The following is a 19,589-nucleotide window of genomic DNA, read 5'->3' on the forward strand; positions in this document are numbered from 1 at the left end:
GGCGCAACATGGTGCGCCGAAGCGGGCGGCGCTGCAACGCACCCACCGGGTGCGGCAGCCGGAGCCGTCGCGCCCGATGGGTGCGTTGCGCGCCTGCCTCGGGTTCAGGCGGGCGACAGGCTCAGCCCGGTCGCACGGCGCGTCGCCTCGCGGCCATAGCGGCTCAGGGCCAGGTCGTCGTGGCGGATTGCCGGCTGACGGCCGGTGACGAGGTCGGCGACGAGTGCGCCGGCACCGCAGGACATCGTCCAGCCCAGCGTGCCGTGACCGGTGTTGATGAAGAGCTCGGGGTAGGGCGTGGCGCCGACGATCGGAGTCGAGTCCGGCGTCATCGGCCGCAGCCCGGTCCAGAACTCGGCGCGCGGCAGGTTGCCGCCGGTCGGGAACAGGTCACCGACCACCCTCTCGAGGGTCTCGCGCCGACGCGGGTTCAGGCGCAGATCGTAGCCGCCCAGCTCGGCCATGCCGCCAACGCGGATGCGATCGTCGAAGCGCGTCACCGCGACCTTGTAGGTCTCGTCCAGCACCGTCGACTGCGGTGCGCCGTCCGCGTCGACCAGCGGCACCGTCAGCGAATAGCCCTTCACCGGATAGACCGGCAGGTCCAGGCCGAGGCCGGCCGCCATCTGGCGCGAGTAGCTGCCGAGCGCCAGCACGTAGCGGTCCGCGGCCAGCACCTCGCTGTGTTCGCCGTCGCCGACGCGCACGCCGATCACGCCGCCGCCACCGGTCAGGATCTCGCGGATGTCCACGCCGAAGCGGAACTCGACGCCGGCCTGGCGGGCAAGCTCGGTGAGCCGGGTGGTGAACAGGTGGCAGTCGCCGGTCTCGTCGTTGGGCAGGCGCAGGCCGCCGGCCAGCGGGCTGCGGCTGCGGGTGAGTGCAGGTTCGACCTGCGGCAGTTCGTCAGCGCCGAGCAGTTCGTAGGGCACGCCGCACTCCTGCAGCACCGCAATGTCGCGCTGCGCCGCCTCGAGCTGGGCCTGGGTGCGGAACAACTGCAGCGTGCCGCGGCTGCGTTCCTCGTAGGCGATGCCGGTATCGGCGCGCAGCGTGCGCAGGCAGTCTCGCGCGTACTCGGACAGCCGCATCATGCGTTCCTTGTTCACCGTGTAGCGCTCGGCGCTGCAGTTGGCGAGCATCTGCGTCATCCAGCGCAGCTGGAACAGGCTGCCGTCGGCGCGGATGGCGAGCGGGGCATGGCGCTGGAACAGCCATTTCAGCGCCTTCAGCGGAATCCCAGGCGCTGCCCAGGGCGTGGAGTAGCCGGGCGAGACCTGGCCGGCGTTGGCGAAGCTGGTCTCCAGGGCGGGTCCGGGCTGGCGCTCCAGCACGGTCACGCGCGCGCCGCGTTGGGCGAGATACCACGCCGTGGTGGTGCCGATGACGCCGCTTCCGAGTACGATCACATGCATGGCTGCCTCTTGCCTGAATGACGTTGGATGTACGCAGTTTAGGCAAGCGTGTGCAGGGAGTTTCACTTATAAACGGCAGTCATGCAGTGAAAAATAGGGTCTGCAGTGCCGTTTTCTCGCCGGAACAGCGAAATGCGCGAGCTCGACCGAATCGACCGCAAGATCCTCGACCTGTTGCAGAAGGAAGGCCGCCTGTCGATGACGGAGCTGGCGCAGCGCGTCGGCCTGTCGGCGACACCGTGTACCGAACGCGTGCGCCGTCTCGAGCGCGAGGGGATCATCACCGGCTATCACGCCCGCGTCGATCCGCGTGCGCTTGGACGGCCGCTGCTGGTGTTCGTCGAGCTGAAGCTGTCGGCCAAGTCCAACGACACCTTCGACCGGGTGAAGAAGGAGCTGGCCTACGTTCCGGAAGTGATGGAGTGCCATCTCGTGTCGGGCGACTTCGACTACCTGATCAAGGCCCGCATCGCTGAGATGAGCGACTACCGCCGCCTGCTCGGCAACATCCTGCTCAAGCTGCCGTCCGCGACCGAATCGCGCAGCTATGTGGTGATGGAGGAGGTGAAGGAGAGCCTGTACCTGCCACCAGAGCCTTGACGCGCATTGCGGGGCGGAAAGCAGAAGGGCCAACCTTTGGGTTGGCCCTTCTGCTTGAATTCAGGTGGAGCGGGTGAAGGGAATCGAACCTTTATATTAGGCTCAAAGAGAATCGCAGGTGTGTGTGAGTAGGTTAAGTTCTTTGGTAATACTACGATTTTCGTAAGAGTATAAATATGCATTTGAATGCATATTTATATTTTCAGGTCACGTGCCGTTCCGAAACCGACCGCCGTTGAAGTTGTACGTGGGCGGTCGGTTCCACTCCTGCCTACGTCAGAGCAGTCTCCTCAGCATCGTTCGTACTTGCCCTTGCGGCGCCAGAGAGAATGTCGACCTTCGGCAAGCCACTCCCCAAAGCCATTTCCCTTAATCCATCAATCTTTCGCCACCACCGTGTCGTAAAGACCGTAGTGGGTCAGCCCCTCGTGGCTCTCAATGCCCGTGTAACGAAGCGACGCATCTTCATAGCGACGGAAGGCAAAAACAGCCTGGTTCATCTGCTCGGTGTTGAACACCTTGAGGCGGACGAGCAGATGGAAGTCCTGCACCGTCAGACCGGTGACCGCAAGAAACAAATCCGGCTCCAGCTTGGTGATCACGTCCTGGAGGGTATTCTCGCGAAAGTCTGTGAGGTACATGAACGCCGGAATGCGGGTAGCGAACTTGATCAGCTTTTCCTGCACCAGTTTGCGCTTGGACTTATATTCCTTTTCCTCCTCGGAGAGTTCCTTCTTCTCCACGGCCGACAAATCCTTGTCCTTCGCCTTCTTCTTGAGATCCTTGACTTTGCCGCTTTTGTTGATGATGGTTTCGATGATGTTGTCGCCCAGCGCGCGCCAGCCCTCGATGCGCTCCACAGCGGCCATCGCCTCGGGGTTGTCCATGATGCGCCGGAGCGTGTCGTTATCCACGTTTACCAGCAGGGCACTCTCCCACTTGCGCGCCAGCAGCGTGGCCGAGGTTCCCGCCATCGCGATGTCGAGAATACCGCCCGCGTCGATCTGCGTCATGTTCGCGCCGTCGTAGGCCAGTACGGGTAGGAATGCGACGAGATCCTTGACGGCGTTCTCTGGGTTCGGCTCGTTTGGCGATAGGCCGATGCCGTACTCAGAGAGTTGCCGCAGGGCACGGGTCGGCGCAAAGTCGAACACAAAACAGACCGGCTTGAGGATTTCCTCCTCGTTCGGATTGTCGCCGTTGGGATTCTTGATGGACCAGGGCGATTGCACGCGGAACGCCGCCTGAAAGTAGGTTTCTGGCGACTTGAGGTTGCGCAGCATCAGGATGGACGACCACTGTGGCACGGTCACACCGGTGGTCAGTTTTCCGCAGGAGAGCGTGATGCTCTTGGTCTCAAACCCGCTACCGATTGCCTTGCGTACAGGTGGCAGCGCCTCTAGCCCGATACCCGCCGACGCACCCGCCGCCACGATTGCCGTGTACTCATGCCAGAAGGTGTTGTGCTTTTCTGCCAGCAGATTCGCCATTGCTTGGCAGGCAGCAACACTGGGCAGAAACCAGAATGAATGTTGCAGGTAAGGCAGCAAACGCACGTCGGAATACGGAAACGGCGGCCGCGTACCCATCTTCAGATGCTCGACCGATTTGACCGTGTAGCCGCCGCGAATGATGTCCAGCCACTTCTGCACATCGCTCTTGTGTTTGAAGGTTGCCGCTTTGCCAGACCCCGATGCGTCAAAGAAAGCGTTGAGGTCAAATTCGTCGAACTCCCCGCCGCTCGCAATCGCCAGCAGTTCATCGGGCATCTGGTACGTCAGCAAACGCATTTGCGGCAGTGCGCCGTAAGGGTTCCGTTTCCCTGGATTCGTAGCTGCGAAGGCTTCCTTGGCACGCTGCTCATCGGTATAGGTCCAGTTGAAAATCTGTTCCTCGATGAACTCACCGGTTGCTAGCGCCTTGAAGGGTGTGCCGGAAAGGTATAGATAAGCCCGCGTGGTGATGGGCAAGAACTCCGCTTCTTTCTCCGAGAGCACGGCGAGGTCTTCGTTCATGTCCGTAAGGCCCTCGGCGTATTCGATCTTGGCCTCCTTCTTCGCCACGGACTCCTCTTCACCCTCGAACAGTTCTTTGGCGGTATCACGCCACGCGCCGAAATGGTATTCATCGAACACCACAAGATCCCAGTTCACCGTGTGAAGCCATTCGTTTTTGGCCTTGATGTTGCCAGCAGCATCGCGGCCGAGCAAATCCTGAAACGAACCGAAATAGACGACAGGCTTCTTGCGGTCGATCTGTGTCGGGTCGCTGCCGGACGAGCGAGAAAGGTACTGCCAGCCATTGAAATCCGTATGGGAGTCAAGGTCCGTCTGCCAGGCATCTTCGACCGCGGGCTTGAAGGTAACCACCAGAACACGTTTGGCACCGAGCTTCTTCGCCAGTTGGTAAGAGGTGAACGTCTTGCCAAAACGCATCTTTGCGTTCCATAGGAAACGCGGGGCGGCGTCTTTGTTTTCGGCCCAGATCGACTGGTAATAGTCGAATGTCTTGTCCACGGCATCGGCCTGCTCGCGGCGCATCGGAAAGGTTTCGTGATGCGTCCCCGCGAACCGCTGGCCGCTACGCAACTCGGTCAGCACGGTTTTTACATCATTGACGTTACAGCGCACCCATTCCAATTCTACGTTCGCGAAGCCTTTTCGAACCAGCGCTGCGCGAACTTCATGGTCACTAAAAATGCTGCCGTCTTCGCACTCAGCGAACTCGTCGACTTCGATTCGATAGTTCTTGATAGCAGCCGTCTTAAGCTGCTCGGCGACGCGCTGCTTCACGTCGCGCGTGGTTTGTCCTACCTTGAGAAGCCCCTTGTGCGCAGCGTCGGCAATCGAGTATGCGTAGATACGCGGCCGCGCTTCCGGCTTGGGCGCGAGGATTTCCTCTGTGGTCGGTTTACTCATCTGCATCATTGTCGAGAGTCATCGCCCTGACTTGAGACTCGATATACGCCTGCTCCTGCGTGGTGATCTTATATTTTTCGTAAAGGGCTTCGTCCGTCCAAGTGCGGTCCCACTTCTGGATCGGAACCCAAGTATAAGCAGCGTGTGTCGCATCCTGAGTGATCTTGCGCAAGGACACTAGGAAACGAAAAAATCTGGTAGTGTAATATGATTGAAGACTCTTGGCCGCTTTTTCCGAATCAACGGAAAAGAATAGAAACGACTGGGTACAAACAGAAGGTGATGGCGCGATCAACGGCTTTCCCAAAATCTGATGTGGAATGCCATCGCCCCCATTGTACGCTTTTGCAACAAGAACTTTCCAAGTGTCGATGAGATGCGCGCTCTTGGTAACTTCCTTCCGCCCGATATAGCCGACACTGCGTTTCATCGTGCGAATGTAGTAGAGCGGTAAATCTCCGACACGCTCCGTTTCATGGAAACCGTCGAAATTCGATGTCCACCCAAACTCCTTGTCACGTGCAAGTATCGTGTTGATAGACGGCTCTGAGTGCTTCTGCACTTTTCTCAGAATTGATATGGCGCGGCCATCCCGCACAAAGACGTCGTACTCTCCGAGATTGCGCACCATCGGCCCAACAATCTCACTACCCCGAATAGTCGTGACATTGCAGTCGCTGTTGTGCGCCGCGTCCCACAAAAAGTAGCAGACGCCCGCCTTGACCTCGACCCCCGGAAAAACATCATTTGCTGCCGGATAATCTACGAGTTCGCGCATCCGCCGATCTCCGAGCATCGTTTGCCGGAACTCGCTAAGTCCAAGACCAGAAGCCATCCAGCGGGACGGGATTACCATGGTGAGGAAATGCGGCTCCAGCTTCTTTGCCTGCTCTACGAAATGCTGATAAATCGGCACATCGCGCGTGCCGCCGTCCGAACCAAGCTGATACGGCGGATTGCCAATGATCACGTCGAACCGCATATCCCTTCCAAATAACTCGGCAACCCGAGTTCTGATATCGTCAGTGTGAATGAAGGCATAGGCATGAGTTTCCATGTCTTCGCTTCGGTCATAAGTCGCTTGATTGGCACCGCAAAAGGCGCATTTACCATTCGCCCAAGCGTGCTCGGTACGGTGGAACCAGATATTGCCCGAATCACTGTCGAAGCCCCTGGCGACGGAGTGCTCCCCATTCGCGTGCTTCGAGCAATACACGCTACGGCGTGCCAGCAGGCTAGTGAGATGCGTAATGCCAATCCCAAAGACCTGCTGGGTCAGGATGTGGTTTACGCGCTCTTGAAGGTTCGGGATTACGCGTTCGAGCCCCTTGGTAAGTCGCCGAGTGATTTCCCGAAGGAATACGCCAGACTTAGTGCTCGGATCGAGGAATCTCACCTTCTTATCGGCCCAGATGTTCGCGCCGTCGTGGCCGGCGGCCCAAGCTTCGGCGAGTGTATCCAGCATCCGGTTGGCGAACTCGGGCGGGGTAAATACTTCGTCGTTCGAGAGATTCGCAATGCAAGTCAGCACGTCTGGGTTGCGGCCGCGCAACGTGAAGGAAGCCTTCCCGTTCATGCCTCCCCCTGTGCAGTGTCGCCGGTTGCCAGATTGGCAAGCTCGCGCACGGTCATCGGTGGGTAGGTCTTCATTGGCGTGAAGATTTCATGCTCGGCAAATAGCGAGCCTTGTTCGACATGGTTCGACATGCCCGTGAGGATGTCAAAGCGGAAGTCACGGCGCTGGAACTTGCCTTTTCCGAGGTAACCCCATTCGGCAAAGGTGATCGGTTGTCCATCGCTTGCCAGCATTTTCAGGGCATCGCCATGGACGAGATTCCACGAAAGCACGCAAAACGCCGTTCGGTACAGTTCGTCTGTCGCCTCAATATTCAGGTACTCCGCGAAGATCTCCAACAGGTTCGCGCGGCACTCTGCTATGTTGTCGGCCAGCAGTTCTATACCGTAAATGCACATCAACGCGTACAACCCAAAGTGTCGCCGTTCGAAGTCCGATTTGCCATACTTGAGTTCGACGGTCGCGAGCTTGCGTTGCAGGACCCGAACCAAGAAGTTCCCGCTTCCGCACGCCGGCTCCAGAAAGCGGGAGTCAATGCGCTCCGATTCGTCTTTGACGAGATCGAGCATGGCGTCGACCATCCACGCGGGGGTAAACACCTCCCCATGATCAGCGACGCGTTGTTTTGACTTAACAAGTGTCATGGGCGTAACAGGTTTTAGGTGGTAACGGATCACAACTCTTGCATTATGCCTGACCTCCGCCCGGCGCTGGATGCGCATTGAGCGCCTGCCGTTTGGCGGATATTAGAACGGTAGGACCTTGTCGACTACTTAATTGAAGGTGCCACTCCGCAAATGGTGGCTTCAGGGTCCTGTGCAGCCGTAGGCCGCCAGAAGGCCGCGGGCCGGTTGTGGCCGGACCGTGGCCTTCACTCTCGAGCTCACTGGCCAACTTGGCTGAGCTGACCTGCGAGCGTCTCGACCCAACCCAAAACAGACATTCACCGCCTCGGTGGGCCATCGGCAGGTTTCTGAGCGGAGCTGTCGCAGAGTCACGGCTGTCTTAGAAAACGTCGGACAAAGTTTTCAATCAATGAAGAGGCCCTATCGAATGCTGCGGTTAATAGTCAACCCTCACAGCCCTGCCCGTAGAGGAAGCTTACGAGCCCTACGCCACGCGAAGTATTCCTCTACCGTCTTGGCATGTTTTGCCTGATTGCATGATTCGCAGCAGTAGGTCACGTTATCAATATCGTCACGACCACCTTTGGCTACTGGGGTCATGTGATCCAAGTGCCCCCTTCCACCAAGAGGAGTGTCGCAGTATGCACATCGATCACCAAGCCTAAATCGAAGTTTCTGTAGATCTCTGTCCGTGTATCCTGAGCCGCCCGCCGCATACTCGCGTTCCCGTCTTAACCTAGCTCTCGCCGCAGCCCCCTCTGGATTCGCACTATCGTATGCCTTTACGTGAGCGCGCATACATGCACGGCACTTTCGCCTGAATCCACCACTTGGCGTTTGTCCGAAGTAATCCCTGGTCATCGGGAGAGATTGTCCGCAGTCCTTGCAGGTCTGATATAGCATTTCCTTTTCCTTCTTCTTTTTAGCTTGAGTCGCAACCTAAGCCGAACAAGAGGCAGATCTCTTTCGCACAATGACCTTCGCTCTGGGCGACGTTACTTTCACGTTTTATGCGCTTCTTCAAAACTCACTTAGGCTTAAATGCACTCCCCGGCGCTCGAGGCGTCCAGTTAGTGAAACCGGATTTTCGGTGGGCAAGTTCGATCCTCTCGGTACGCTTACGTGCATAGTGCTCGTCCCACAACTTCACGCGTTCTCGAATCTGCTCGTCAGCCCTCTTCAGCTTCTCCAACTCTCGTCGGCATCTTTCTTCGATGATCTTGAGCGCTACCCGTTCAGCGTCCGATAGATCGAGACACGTTGCCAGCCGTCGCGCCGTATCTGAAAACTGCGTGAGCATGGTGTTCTTCGAGGGGGTGAGAGGTACCACCCGCCCGGATATCCGGCCGCCGGCCTTACTCTTGCTTCCCATATCGCCCCCTCAGTCTAGAAATGACCGCAGTTTCTCGATTGCGGCACGTCGCTGCTCGCGCTGCTCCGGCGTTTCCTTGTCCGCCGCCTTGGCCGTTTGCCGCACGATGTTCGGGGGCAGCACTCCCTTCTCGATCAACCGATCCTGATCTGCCTTAAGATGCGCCGCCATGAGCTGCGCGCGTGTGGGTTCGTCTTTCTGCATACCTACTCTTCCTCCCGCTGCTTCGTGACCGTGGTGGCTAGATTGGCGCCACTTCGGACAGTTGAGCACCATTCAGACTCCTCTACCTCCGCTACCTCGGCACGCCTGCCCGTGTTTCTCAAGCTTTCCTGCATGCCATGGCTTTATTGTCCGACCTAATGCTCTCTCAAGGCGTTGACTGTCGAGTTATGTAAACTATTGAGGCCACACTTGACCAGCTTCGGTGAAGCGCACCTATGATCACGATGCGATGCGATGCGCTCCGCCTCAACCGCAACACGCTGGGCATGTGACTTCACCGAGAGCCGGTCGGTCGGCCACCGTATCGAAGCTACAACCCCTTCGCCTACAGTGAAACCTGCTCAGATTCAAGCAAGGAGAAGCCCTGTGAACCTCGATGAACTGGTTGCCAACTACATCAAGCTGCGTGACAAGAAATCCCAGCTCAGAAAGCAGTACGACGAGAAGGTGGTGAAGATCGACGCCGTGATGGACAAAATGGAAGCCATCATCCTCAAGACCTTCCAAAACTCGGGCATCGATTCTGCCCACACCAATGCCGGCACTGCTTACCTTTCAATACGTACAAGCGCGTACGTCACAAATCGAGAAGACTTCTTTACTTGGGTACTCGATGATACTGAAAATCGAATTTCATTTTTTGCAGACCGCGTCAACAAAGCAATGGTCGAGGAGTTCAAGGCTGCCAATGGCAACCTCCCGCCAGGAGTGACCTACAGAAGTGAAGTCACTGTTGGCGTTCGCCGTATATGAGAAATTGATTCTGAAGCACTCTTTATCCCAACAGGGCAAAGAAACCAATGCCGAACATCATTCCCGAGTCTGGCGAAATCCCCTCCTTCCTTGTCGATGCATTTAAGGTGTCATTCGACGATTTTTATAGCAAGAAGCAGGTGTGCATTGTCACTGACCGCCACAATAGAGCCACCGATGATCGGCATATAGAAGCCACTCGAACCGGGCTCTGACGGACGTCGTTGGGGGGTCAAGAATCGATGTTTTTCGGGGTGCTGGCAAGGGCGTTTTTCGCCCGATTCGGCCCCTGTCGCGGGGCGCGGTAAGAGGCCCCGTCGAGCGTGAGGCAATAGGCGTTGTGGCGCAGCCGGTCGACGGTGGCCGAGGCGAGCAGCCGGTTGCCGGGGAAGGCCTGATCCCACTCGGTGAAGTCGAGGTTGCTGGTGACGAGGGTGGCAGCGCGCTCGTAGCGCTCGGCGATGAGGTCGTGCAGATCCTCGTCGGCGGGCGCGCGAAGCGGCTTGAGGCCGAAGTCGTCGATGATGAGCACCGGCACGCGGGCCAGTTGCTGCAGCTTGCGCTCATAGGTGCCGACCGCACGCGCGGCGTTCAGGCTGGCGAGCAACTGCGCGCAAGAGGCGAAGATGACGTCGTGCCCCTGACGCACGGCGCAGTGCCCGAGCGCTTGCGCCAGATGGCTCTTGCCCGTGCCGCAGGGGCCGACGATCAGCACCGGGGCGCGCTCGTCGATGTAGCGCCCGGTCGCGAGGTCATGGACCAGGGCGCGGTTGGTCGAGGGCAGCCGGTCGAACTCGAAGCCTTCGAGGGTCTTGGTGGCGCGGAAGGCCGCACGGCGCAGCCGGGTGCCGAACTTTTTCTGCTCGCGCCGCGCGATCTCGTCCTGGATCAGCAGGGCGAGGAATTCCGTGTAGGCGAGCTTGGCATCGATGGCCTGGCGGTTGCGGGCGTCGAGCGAGTCGAGGATGCCGGAGAGGCGCAACTGCTTGAGCTGCGGCGCCAGTTCGGTGGCGGGGTTCATGGTGAGGCTCCTTGGGTGAAGTGGGCGCGCGCTGCGCCCGGGTCAGTGGAACGTGGGGCCGTCGTCTTCGAACAGCGACGCGGTGGCGCGCGCGAAGCGGGCACGGCCGGCGTAGGGCTCGGGGGTGATCGTGCTCACCGGGGCGAGGTCGTGACCGCCGGCGAGGATGGTCTTGACGGTGCGGTAGTGCGGGCTGTCGTGGGCGATGGCCCGCTCGCACGCCGCCTCGAGGCGCGCGGCGCCGTACTGGCCCTTGAGCGCGAGAACGCCCTGGGCAGCCCGCAGGCGCTCGCTGATGCGGTCTGAGAGCAGTTGCCCGATCAGCTGCGCGCAGGCGTCGCCGATCTCGCGGGCCTGCTGCAGACACCAGCTGCGGTCGTGCGCGAAGAAGCGCTGGGCGGCCGGTGGCAGATGATCGGAGACGGTGCGACGCTCGCCGGGACGCCGCGCGCGGGCATGCGTGGCGACGGGCTTGAAGTCGTGATAGACGGTGACCACGGCGTCGGTCGCCCGCAGCCACAACGCCTTGCCCACCAGCGCGAACGGCACCGAGTACAGCGCGCGCTCGAAGCTGACGTGGCAGTCGCGATGCACCGTCACCGCATGCCAGGTGCCCAGGTCCGGCGGCACTTCGGGCAGCGGTAGCAAGGTGCTGCGCTCGAGGGCGAAGGTGTCGAGCGGGCGCGCGCGGGTGGTGCCGTGGATGCGCAGCCCGGCCTCCTTCAGCACCCACTCGCGCGCCTGCGCGTTCAGATCGGCCAGATCACGGAAGCTGCGCGTGGGCAGGAAGTTGCCCTTCACGTATTTGACGCCGGCCTCGACGATGCCCTTCTTCTGCGGGTCGTGCGGCGGGCAGGCGTCGATCCGGAAGCCGTATCCCTCGGCGCACTCGGCGTAGGCACGCTGCACCTGCGGGTCGTGCATGCACGCGCGGGTGATCGCGCACTTGGCGTTATCGATGATGAGCCGCGCGGGCACGGCACCGAACCACTCGAAGGCGCGACGGTGGCAGCCCAGCCAGGTGCGCACGCTCTGGTCCCAGACGAACTCCACGTACTGGTGACGCGAGAAACACAGCGTCATCACGAACGCCCACGTGCGGCGGGTCTCGCCCGTCGCCGGATCGATCAGGTGGGGGCCGGCGCCGAAGTCCACCTGCGCGGCCTCGCCCGGTGCGAAGGTGAGGCGCACCGTCGTTTCGGGCAGCTGCTCGCGGCCGATCTGCGCGATCAGCCGGCGCACGCTCGAGTAGTGCCCGGTAAAACCGTGCTCGCGCTTGAGCGTGGTGTGGATCACCACGCCGGAGACGCCCTGTGCAAGCCACTGCTCGACCAGCGGCCGGTACGCGGCAATCGAGGACTGGGCCGTCACCGGCAACTTCGGCCGCCCGAGCGCGGCGGCGATCTCGGCGTCCTCGGGCAAAGGCCGCTCAGGATCGAGCCAACCCTGGGCGCGAGCCAGCTCGCGGAACCGGGCCGCCTTGCTGCGCCCCATCAGTTTCGAGCGCGCGATCTCGCGCTCGGAGTCGCCCTGGCGCATGCGCATCAGGGCCTGGCGGTACTCGTACATCTCGATGCTCCTGCGGGCCACCGCCTACCTCCTGCCAAACAAAAAGGCAGCAGGGTAGCGAGGGACCGTTCAAGGTCGAGACGTCCGTCAGAGTGGAAGTGGCTCCATTACGCCGATCCGGCGCTGGCCTCTATGTGCCGATCCGCGACTGGCTCCTATATGCCGATCACGGACTGGCCTCAATGTGCCGATCACGCGGTGGCTCCATTGTGCCGATCATCAACTGGCTCTAATGTGCCGGTCGGTGACAGTGTGCATACCCATCATCAGCATCAAAGGCAAGGTTTTCCACGTCAAGCGCGGTGATGAGAAGATCCTCGTTACCAAGCCGGAAAGTGACGGCGAACCTGCCGCGAGCATTGAAGTCATCGTGCTGAAGGCGCACCCCGGTGTCGCCAAGACGTACTACATCAAAGGCGCCGCGAATAACTCGGTCGAAAAGCCAGACTGCTACTCCAACGATGGTGTTGTTCCGGATGCCGACGCAAGATCTCCGCAGGCCAAAAGGTGTGCAGCCTGCCGGCACAACGAGGTAGGGCCGAAGGTCGCCGGAGAAGTTAAGAAAGACAAGGCGTGTACGGACAAGAAGCGTCTTGCACTGGCCCCGGCGGGTCAGATCAACGACGTAATGCTCCTGGACGTTCCGGCAGCTTCGCTGACTAGTTGGGATCTGTACATCGACCTACTGAAGAAACGCGGCGCCTTGCCCCCGGCTGTCATCACTAAGATCGGATTCGACTACACCATGACCTACCCAGCCCTGGTCTTCAAGCCGGTCGGGCTCATCGACGAAGTCATGGCGGCCAAGGTACAAGAGGTGCTGGACTCTGACGTCTTACAGGACGTCTTCGGGGGTGGAAACAATCTTGCTGAAGTCGATAACAGCTTTGAAGTAGATATCCGCTCAGGCAAGGCGACACGCACTCTCAACGATGAAGAGCAGAGTACGGTTTGCGGACCCAATGGGATTACGAAGGCGATCAAGATCGACGAAAGCGATGCAGCAGATCTGGATAAGATGCTCGCGGACCTAGATTTGAGCGACGAAGAGTAAATCGCACTATAAGCGGTTGCAGCACTTCAGACCGGGGCGTCAAGAAGACAAGAACGCTAGGCGCTCATGCGCCCGCGCATCTTGCTCCAGTGGCGAATTGCGGTACCCGAATTGAAGAACCTGGCCAATGTATTCCTTGAGAAAGGCTGCTGCGCTCCCTGCGGACTCGTATTGTGAGACGTGCCGGCATTCGTGAGAGAACACACGTGCATCAGCCCGGGATCCCCATCTCAAGAAGATCCCATAGCCCGTGGTTAGCCCCACCGTATCGGGCCCGAGCAAACCGACTGCCCGCGCAGCGGCATGCAGTTCTGGCTCGGGCGGCTGCGGAAAGGCGTCGAGTTCGAGTATCCGAATGCGTTCTGGATAGCGCACGCCCACATGGTCAGCCAGCGCGAGCTCGCGGTCGTCGAGTGCCTGACCAGTTGCCAAAGCCTGTTGTTCAAGCGTTTCGACCCAGGCGATTGCTGCATTCTGAAATGCAGCGGCGGTCAAGATAGGCGTGCTCATGGATGAAAACCGATTAGACGCCTGCAATTTGCAGGCCGTTGCATTTTAAGCTGTAAGTTTGGATGTAATAACAGAGTTGGACAATGAATTTTCAGACCGTGTAAGAGCACCGTCAGACAGTTCTTCGAGTTCAGCTGACGCTCCAGCGACAGGCTCTTTGGTGTTTTCTCTGGCAGCTTCTGGCCGGACTGAGACCTTCACCATTGATGCGGCAAGGCCGAACGCCCCCGAGCGTCTCGACCCGACCCACAGCGTTCATAGAGGCTTCCGCAAAGCTGCCGATCAGCCGGACGGGTCTCCCGAGAGTTTCGCCTCTCGGAAGCTGCCGCTCGCCACCTCACACACTCGGCCAGAAGCAGCCACTGCCCGTCCAATCCGGATAGCGGCCATCCGGGCGAGGCGGTATGCTCTCTGCCTATGTGCCGGATGGGTCGCATGAGCCCACCAAGCTGTCGGTTGCTGCTATTCCTGTCTTGTTATCTTGCCTTGCGCGTGGTTCCTGCATCTAAACAGTAACTTGCAGGACATGCTGTCCGGCATTCCGATGTTATGCGGCAGAATTGTCGCCAGAAAACAAAGTTAGGCGCCCGCGCATGAAGCCCGCGTATCACTTCACCTTCGAGAAGGACTGGCGAACTGCCCCGCTAGCGTTCTGGGTGCATGTGCCTGTGGCGGGGACCGAAACCGAATTCGATCCGCCCGCGCCTCCAAAGGTGCCGCACTTGGGCTACCAAACGCTGCGAGTTCAGTTTGAAAAGTATGAGCTGCAGTTCAGTGCTCCCGCTCAGCTAGACCACTTCATCGAGGTACTCTCCTCGAAGCCAATGCCAACTTCCAGGCAGCTGTCTGCAAAACGTGGGCTTCCCGTTGGTCCTAACGGTCACTGGCTCAGTCGCCTGCCAGCCGAACTGAAATCACCGCGTAAGCGTAAGAAGTTGGTGAATGTCCTGCGAGCTGTACGCGAGCAAGTGCTCAACCAGGCGCCTAACCCCTCCATCGAGCGGACATGCCCCGGCGAGCCGGGCCATGCCGCTCATGTCGAACGTTAGAAATCGCCACATACTTACCCGGATAAAGCGCTTGCCATGAAAACAAATTTCTACGGCTATTACCCGCCTACCGTTGAACAGTACGAGCGCCTATGGCAAGAGGGTCTAATTGTGCTGGATACAAATGTCCTCTTGAATTTGTATCGCCTACCAACCACTGCCCGTGACGAGCTGATAAACGTCCTGGAGCTACTCAAGGATCGCTTGTGGATACCACATCAGGTTGCTCTTGAATTTCAACGGCGTCGCTTAACCGTTATTGCAAGCGAGAGAAAGGCGACGGAAGAAGCCCTCACGGCTACAAGCGACCTAGTTGCCGACATCAAGAAGAGAGTTGATGCCCTCCAGATTGATAAGCGTGGTTTAGGGATTGAATCTCAGTCGCTCCTAACGGAACTTGAAACTGCGAATAACCAGCTTCTAGAGGCCATAAAGACCACACATAACGCTCAGCTAGATATTTCCGCGTCTGATCCTGTGCGCGAGCGGCTTGACTTGCTGCTAAACAACCGTGTTGGCACTGGCCCCACTAGCCAAGCAGACTTAGATAACCTAGTGGTTAACGGCGAAGACCGATATAAGGAAAAGATTCCCCCAGGATTCGCCGATGCAGACAAAGACAAGAACCCAAATGAAGCAAGTTTTATATTCGACCACATAAAATATCAACGAAAGTATGGTGACCTCATACTTTGGAGGCAGTTGATTCAGCATGTCAAGGATACGAATACAAAGAGCGTCTTGCTGGTTACGGCTGATCGTAAAGAGGATTGGTGGTGGCGAGAACAGGGTAAAACTATTGGCCCACATCCCGAACTAGTTCGTGAAATTCAAAGAGAAGGCGCTGTTGAACTGTTCTGGATGTACTCATCGGTCCAGTTTGTGGAACATGCAAACAAATACTCTTCTGCGTCGGTTTCGAACGAATCAGTCGCAGAGATCAAACAGGTTGCGCTATCTAGCCCTACCTCATCCGCCAATGTGCGTGAATTCCTCGGACGACAGCTTTCGGCCCTTATCGACCCCCGAGCGACTGACCTTCAGGAGCGCTATCTTTCGGGCCGCATGGATCAGCGAGAAATTGAAAGTTGTGTTGAGCGTTGGTTGGAACGTCGCGGAGAACTCGTAGAGTCTAATCCTCGCGGGTTTCCAGACTTCTTGGTCAGGAGCGACGATGATGCCCACGGATACGAAGTTAAGTACCTACGTCAGTTTGATCGAATGCTGGTCTCTCCATCTGTGGTCACCAGTATGCTTCGCGGTTACATGGAGACGAAGGAAGGCAGGTTGTCCGGCTTTACGTTAGTAATTGCCATCTCGGAGGAAGACTTCTTCGACATCCTGCATACAGAAAGAAAGTCCGAACTGCATAGACGTCTAGGTCGACTGCTCAGAAAATACCCAATCGATGGGATCGTCATCGGGGCAGTTGTGGACGATGACTTTCAGGTGCTAGCTCACCAGCAAGAACCAGCCAGGGACGAAGATGACTTCCTCTGATAATGCAATTTCTAACTTGGCGTCCCTTAGCTCTACGTTAGCCCTCTGAGAGTCGTCTATGCCCGTCGTTGATATCTCACAGTTCGAACACTCGGTAGTCATTCACTTCGACACCGAAGACACGCGCATCAATGCGTATACGCTCGCATCGACGCTCGTCGCGCTCGCTGACGCAGCCAAGGCCGCGAACAGCACCCTCAACGCGGGCTGCGAAATCGAAATCGTCGTGGAGGCGCTTGGCCCCGGTAGCTTTCGTGCCCTTATCCGCGCCATCTACTCCACGTCCCGAAACCTATTTTCCAACCAAGTCGTGGTCGGGGTGGTAATTGGAATCCTCGGCAACTACATCTACGAGCGCACACTGTCACTCGACAACAAGATTTCCGTTGAAGTCAAAACCGATGAGGTCGTAATTCAGCGCGGGCAGGATCGCGTCGTCGTCCCTCGGAACGTCTACGACGCCACCCGCAAGGTAGAGAAGAACCCTCAATTCGTGAAGGCGATGACTAAGACATTCGATGCCGTCGCAAGTGATGAAAAGGTTCGCAGCCTTGGTCTGGTTCCTGCGATGGACTCGCCACCACCGCAGATACCAATTCCCCGCGCCGTTCTGCAAACTCTGGCAAGCGAGATCCCCGAAGATCCAGATGCGCGGGTGATATTTGAGGCGGCGGAACTCCAGATCATCAAGGCGATTCTTGAAAAGTCCAAGCGCAAGTGGGAGTTCATGTGGCGTGGTATCAAGATTTCTGCGCCTGTGGTTCATGAGCAGTTTTACGTTGATTTCTTCGCCCACGACATCACCATCGCACCCGGCGACACCCTTGAAGTCACCCTCGCCATCAAGCAAACGAAAGACCTCGACACTGGCATCTACTCAAATATCGGCTATGAGGTGGTAGAGGTGCACAACCACATTCCCCGAATTAAACAAGTTCCGCTAGTCCCGTCCGGCGATGAGGGCTAACCCATCCATCAACACGGACGCTGCGCGATGAAGCCGCGCAGCGCCGGTTATGTCAGACGTTAAGCCTCATGAACCCCTCCGAACTCCGAACTGAGACACTTCGCCGCTTTGCCGCTTGGCGATTAAATCCGAACGAGCATTTGCCCCTTGTCGAATCATTGGTTGATCTACAACCCAAGTCGGCATCACAGGTTGCGGCAAGGGCTATTGCAGCAGGCTATGTAGCTGCTTTCTGTTTTGGAGCCCCGGCCGAAAAGGTGCGCAAGGATCTTGAGCGCTTTGCGCTGTGGGAGCACTTAAGTTCAGAGGAACAAGCCCTATTAACGAATCCTGACGGCAGTGATCAAGCCAAGGCCTTCCATAGCTGGCTTATTGAAGCCATTCAGTTCATGGCATGGAGCATGGGCCTTGTGACACTAGATCAGTTTGCTCCGTGCAGCGAGACATTAGCTAGCCAATTTCCTAAAGCTGGTGCTGATCCAAGTCAGTTCATAGCCAATGCGCGCTTGCGACCAATCGGCGAACTGCTCCAAGAAGCAGATACGCTTTACATGCTTCATTGGCTTGCCGTCGAGGCAAATCTCCAGGGGCAACCCGACCAACGTGTCGTACTCCCGCGCATTAGTTTCAGGCGCCACGCTGCAGACTGGGTCGTTGGTGCAGCTGAGACGTGGGATGACGTCTCCTTGGATACTTAGCCAACCAATGAGGCCTAACTACACGTTGAGTGACAGCTTCCCTGAGAGCTCAACGGCGGCAGTGGGTCGGCTTGCGACCGACGACTCGTCAGATTCGTCGCCGGAAAGCAGTCGTTGGAGTTTCGCTTCCCCTAAGCTGCCGCTAGCAGACAAGTCGTCTCGACCAAAATTGGTTCCTGGGCTTGCCCCAAAGCCACTGAACGGGCAGGCTGACGCCCAAATCCAGCTTGAGTGCGGCCAAGAGGGAAAAGTGCTCGAAGCATGATGTGCTCATGTGAGCATTGGTTTGTCGCTCATTCGTCAGAGGAGAAGCAATGAGGAAAATGCGGACTACTGCGCGAATCAAGCCTGGCCGCTTTCTCGCGATCCCGCTGATAGCTCTCAAGCGGCCTCATGTCTCGGCAGGCGATCAGGTCGACGTAACGGTAACGGCCCATGGCCGCATCGAGGTAACCAAGGTTCTTACACCAGCCGAGAAACGGATAATCGATTTCCGCGAGCGGCTTCGCGTTGGTAGCCAGCGACGACGCTTTGCGCTCTCGTTGGCAGCAATCCCAAACGCCGGCGAGGACGACGACTTTAGTCGTGTCTAGGGTGAGATTTACCTAGCCTTAAAGAAGGCACGTCAAGGCACGGAGGACCAGGTTCCGTTGAGTGAGTGGGCGGAAAGGCTAATGAGCGCTGCTCAATCGGTTCCTATCAACTCGTGACTGCGCCCCGCCGCGAGCGCCCCTCAACGACTATCATGCTCGCTTGTTGCAGGCATCTTCAAAACGAACAGCAAGCTCGACCAGAGACAAACCGATTGCCTCGCACCACTGTTTAAGTTCAACAATGTCCAGTCGACGCTCGCCGCGTTCGCACTTGCTGATGAACGTCTGTGTCGCGTTTAACCGAGAAGCGAGCTCAACCTGCGTTACCCCAGCAACATCGCGCGTACTCCTTAGAAGCGTCAAAAGCTGCGCATACTGCTCTGTGTGAATGGATTTTTCCATCGGCGTGCCATGCATGGATACGCCGACAGCTTGAAGTCCAAAACAGAATAGTCCAAAATCGGCTATTCAAAACAGAGAACCTGGTTGCGCCTCTTGAGTAAGTGCGCCGACTGGCTTCGCCATGCCTCCCGTTGGCGATAAGGTTGCCTTTTCCTAACATCACCATCACTGGACCTGACATGAAGTCCTTGAGCGACGCGTTGAACATGATGCTGGAAAGCGCCGATAAGTACCGAGACGCGAAGGAAGCTGAAGCGTCTCAGACACAACCCTCCGCTGGCGCCACTGTTGAACACCTCCCTGACGTGGAAAACCTCTCTCCGCTTGAGGTCATCTATCAGTTAAATAAAGAAGATGGCGTTGAGGTTATGGGCGACTCGCGAAGCGTGTTCGCAACTTTTGACCGCGTTACGGAAAAGCTTACTGTTTATGCAAGGCGCCCTGAAATGGTCGATGTCATACCGTACCGTACGGTCAGTATCCTCGCTGCACTCGAATGCGCTAAGGATGAGGGAGCCAGCTTCACCATTTGTGGCTCTGAGGTTATCTGCGCTTTGAAAGACGTTACGGCGCCCGGCTCTTCATACGGAGAAGCGGCGTTGCGTGCTCTCCTGAAACATCAGCGCAAAACAAAGGGCCATAGCTTGGGCTCCGCTTGTCTGCTGGGACTTGACGGAACATGATAGGCCTGCCGTCTTCACCCGTTCGGGCTCGCCCGCGGCTGCGGGCTGCGCTTGCGGG

The 19,589-nt window shown here is 58.1% G+C and carries 18 protein-coding genes; 8 read left to right on the plus strand and 10 right to left on the minus strand.

The genetic code is table 11. From position 1 onward, the window contains the following. Positions 1-104: 104 nt before the first annotated feature. Entirely contained in the window at positions 105-1,415 is a 1,311-nt protein-coding gene (locus C664_RS08695) for a D-amino acid dehydrogenase (RefSeq protein ID WP_004257736.1), read from the minus strand. 132 nt (positions 1,416-1,547) lie between these two features. Between C664_RS08695 and C664_RS08700 the strand changes: the two genes are divergently transcribed. Next, positions 1,548-2,015: a winged helix-turn-helix transcriptional regulator gene (locus tag C664_RS08700; protein ID WP_004257739.1), complete on the plus strand. Its 468-nt coding sequence runs from the start codon at positions 1,548-1,550 to the stop codon at positions 2,013-2,015. Positions 2,016-2,392: 377 nt separating this feature from the next. Here C664_RS08700 and C664_RS08705 read toward each other — a convergent pair whose 3' ends face one another. From C664_RS08705 to C664_RS08720, 5 genes are all read right to left on the minus strand, one after another. After that, on the minus strand, positions 2,393-4,933 hold the full coding sequence (locus tag C664_RS08705) for a DEAD/DEAH box helicase family protein (protein WP_038011349.1): 2,541 nt from the start codon (positions 4,931-4,933) through the stop codon (positions 2,393-2,395). Then, on the minus strand, positions 4,926-6,509 hold the full coding sequence (locus C664_RS08710) for an Eco57I restriction-modification methylase domain-containing protein (RefSeq protein ID WP_004257743.1): 1,584 nt from the start codon (positions 6,507-6,509) through the stop codon (positions 4,926-4,928). The genes C664_RS08705 and C664_RS08710 overlap by 8 nt, the downstream gene beginning before the upstream one ends. Further along, positions 6,506-7,231 (minus strand): N-6 DNA methylase, encoded by a 726-nt coding sequence (locus C664_RS08715; protein WP_198291503.1) that lies wholly within the window; start codon positions 7,229-7,231, stop codon positions 6,506-6,508. The genes C664_RS08710 and C664_RS08715 overlap by 4 nt, the downstream gene beginning before the upstream one ends. 354 nt (positions 7,232-7,585) lie before the next feature. Then, a complete protein-coding gene (locus tag C664_RS21255) occupies positions 7,586-8,038 on the minus strand; it encodes an HNH endonuclease (protein WP_083483070.1) in 453 nt (150 codons plus the stop codon). Between the two features lie 478 nt (positions 8,039-8,516). Next, complete coding sequence (locus C664_RS08720) at positions 8,517-8,711, minus strand: hypothetical protein (RefSeq protein ID WP_004257752.1); 195 nt, start codon at positions 8,709-8,711, stop codon at positions 8,517-8,519. A gap of 387 nt (positions 8,712-9,098) precedes the next feature. Here C664_RS08720 and C664_RS08725 point away from each other — a divergent pair, with 387 nt between their 5' ends. Continuing rightward, on the plus strand, positions 9,099-9,485 hold the full coding sequence (locus tag C664_RS08725) for a hypothetical protein (protein WP_004257764.1): 387 nt from the start codon (positions 9,099-9,101) through the stop codon (positions 9,483-9,485). A 232-nt stretch (positions 9,486-9,717) separates the two neighbouring features. Here the strand turns inward: C664_RS08725 and istB are convergent, their stop codons facing one another. Next, the gene (gene istB / locus C664_RS08730; RefSeq protein WP_004257767.1) at positions 9,718-10,506 is read right to left on the minus strand and encodes an IS21-like element helper ATPase IstB; all 789 of its coding nucleotides are present in this window, start codon (positions 10,504-10,506) and stop codon (positions 9,718-9,720) included. A gap of 42 nt (positions 10,507-10,548) precedes the next feature. Next, the gene (gene istA, locus C664_RS08735; RefSeq protein ID WP_004257771.1) at positions 10,549-12,075 is read right to left on the minus strand and encodes an IS21 family transposase; all 1,527 of its coding nucleotides are present in this window, start codon (positions 12,073-12,075) and stop codon (positions 10,549-10,551) included. Between the two features lie 250 nt (positions 12,076-12,325). Between istA and C664_RS08740 the strand changes: the two genes are divergently transcribed. Next, positions 12,326-13,129, plus strand: a complete 804-nt coding sequence (locus C664_RS08740; protein WP_157354071.1) for a hypothetical protein — start codon at positions 12,326-12,328, stop codon at positions 13,127-13,129. 39 nt (positions 13,130-13,168) lie between these two features. Here the strand turns inward: C664_RS08740 and C664_RS20275 are convergent, their stop codons facing one another. Continuing rightward, on the minus strand, positions 13,169-13,639 hold the full coding sequence (locus C664_RS20275) for a hypothetical protein (RefSeq protein WP_083483071.1): 471 nt from the start codon (positions 13,637-13,639) through the stop codon (positions 13,169-13,171). Positions 13,640-14,232: 593 nt separating this feature from the next. Here C664_RS20275 and C664_RS20645 point away from each other — a divergent pair. The 4 genes from C664_RS20645 to C664_RS20280 all read left to right on the plus strand — a co-directional run bounded on the left by C664_RS20645 (position 14,233) and on the right by C664_RS20280 (position 17,853). After that, positions 14,233-14,688, plus strand: a complete 456-nt coding sequence (locus tag C664_RS20645; RefSeq protein ID WP_157354073.1) for a hypothetical protein — start codon at positions 14,233-14,235, stop codon at positions 14,686-14,688. A gap of 36 nt (positions 14,689-14,724) precedes the next feature. Continuing rightward, positions 14,725-16,188: a PIN-like domain-containing protein gene (locus C664_RS20650; RefSeq protein WP_157354077.1), complete on the plus strand. Its 1,464-nt coding sequence runs from the start codon at positions 14,725-14,727 to the stop codon at positions 16,186-16,188. Positions 16,189-16,246: 58 nt separating this feature from the next. Then, a complete protein-coding gene (locus C664_RS08765) occupies positions 16,247-17,155 on the plus strand; it encodes a hypothetical protein (RefSeq protein WP_004257788.1) in 909 nt (302 codons plus the stop codon). 68 nt (positions 17,156-17,223) lie between these two features. After that, a complete protein-coding gene (locus tag C664_RS20280) occupies positions 17,224-17,853 on the plus strand; it encodes a DUF4272 domain-containing protein (protein WP_083483072.1) in 630 nt (209 codons plus the stop codon). Between the two features lie 743 nt (positions 17,854-18,596). On the opposite strand, the gene C664_RS20285 is transcribed toward C664_RS20280, so the two are convergent. Beyond that, the gene (locus C664_RS20285; RefSeq protein WP_198291504.1) at positions 18,597-18,863 is read right to left on the minus strand and encodes a helix-turn-helix domain-containing protein; all 267 of its coding nucleotides are present in this window, start codon (positions 18,861-18,863) and stop codon (positions 18,597-18,599) included. 164 nt (positions 18,864-19,027) lie between these two features. Between C664_RS20285 and C664_RS08775 the strand changes: the two genes are divergently transcribed. Continuing rightward, positions 19,028-19,531: a hypothetical protein gene (locus tag C664_RS08775; protein WP_004257807.1), complete on the plus strand. Its 504-nt coding sequence runs from the start codon at positions 19,028-19,030 to the stop codon at positions 19,529-19,531. Positions 19,532-19,589: the final 58 nt, after the last annotated feature.

This window comes from Thauera sp. 63, from assembly GCF_000310165.2.
Taxonomy (GTDB): Bacteria; Pseudomonadota; Gammaproteobacteria; order Burkholderiales; family Rhodocyclaceae; genus Thauera; species Thauera humireducens.

Coding starts and splice junctions, on each gene's coding strand:
- C664_RS08720 (WP_004257752.1), bottom strand. CDS start 8,711: ATGCAGAAAGACGAACCCACACGCGCGCAGCTCATGGCGGCGCATCTT.
- C664_RS08700 (WP_004257739.1), top strand. CDS start 1,548: ATGCGCGAGCTCGACCGAATCGACCGCAAGATCCTCGACCTGTTGCAG.
- C664_RS08765 (WP_004257788.1), top strand. CDS start 16,247: ATGCCCGTCGTTGATATCTCACAGTTCGAACACTCGGTAGTCATTCAC.
- C664_RS08775 (WP_004257807.1), top strand. CDS start 19,028: ATGAAGTCCTTGAGCGACGCGTTGAACATGATGCTGGAAAGCGCCGAT.
- C664_RS08695 (WP_004257736.1), bottom strand. CDS start 1,415: ATGCATGTGATCGTACTCGGAAGCGGCGTCATCGGCACCACCACGGCG.
- C664_RS20650 (WP_157354077.1), top strand. CDS start 14,725: ATGAAAACAAATTTCTACGGCTATTACCCGCCTACCGTTGAACAGTAC.
- C664_RS20285 (WP_198291504.1), bottom strand. CDS start 18,863: ATGCATGGCACGCCGATGGAAAAATCCATTCACACAGAGCAGTATGCG.
- C664_RS08715 (WP_198291503.1), bottom strand. CDS start 7,231: ATGCGCATCCAGCGCCGGGCGGAGGTCAGGCATAATGCAAGAGTTGTG.
- C664_RS08705 (WP_038011349.1), bottom strand. CDS start 4,933: ATGAGTAAACCGACCACAGAGGAAATCCTCGCGCCCAAGCCGGAAGCG.
- istA (WP_004257771.1), bottom strand. CDS start 12,075: ATGTACGAGTACCGCCAGGCCCTGATGCGCATGCGCCAGGGCGACTCC.
- C664_RS20280 (WP_083483072.1), top strand. CDS start 17,224: ATGAACCCCTCCGAACTCCGAACTGAGACACTTCGCCGCTTTGCCGCT.
- C664_RS21255 (WP_083483070.1), bottom strand. CDS start 8,038: ATGCTATATCAGACCTGCAAGGACTGCGGACAATCTCTCCCGATGACC.
- C664_RS20275 (WP_083483071.1), bottom strand. CDS start 13,639: ATGAGCACGCCTATCTTGACCGCCGCTGCATTTCAGAATGCAGCAATC.
- C664_RS08710 (WP_004257743.1), bottom strand. CDS start 6,509: ATGAACGGGAAGGCTTCCTTCACGTTGCGCGGCCGCAACCCAGACGTG.
- C664_RS20645 (WP_157354073.1), top strand. CDS start 14,233: ATGAAGCCCGCGTATCACTTCACCTTCGAGAAGGACTGGCGAACTGCC.
- istB (WP_004257767.1), bottom strand. CDS start 10,506: ATGAACCCCGCCACCGAACTGGCGCCGCAGCTCAAGCAGTTGCGCCTC.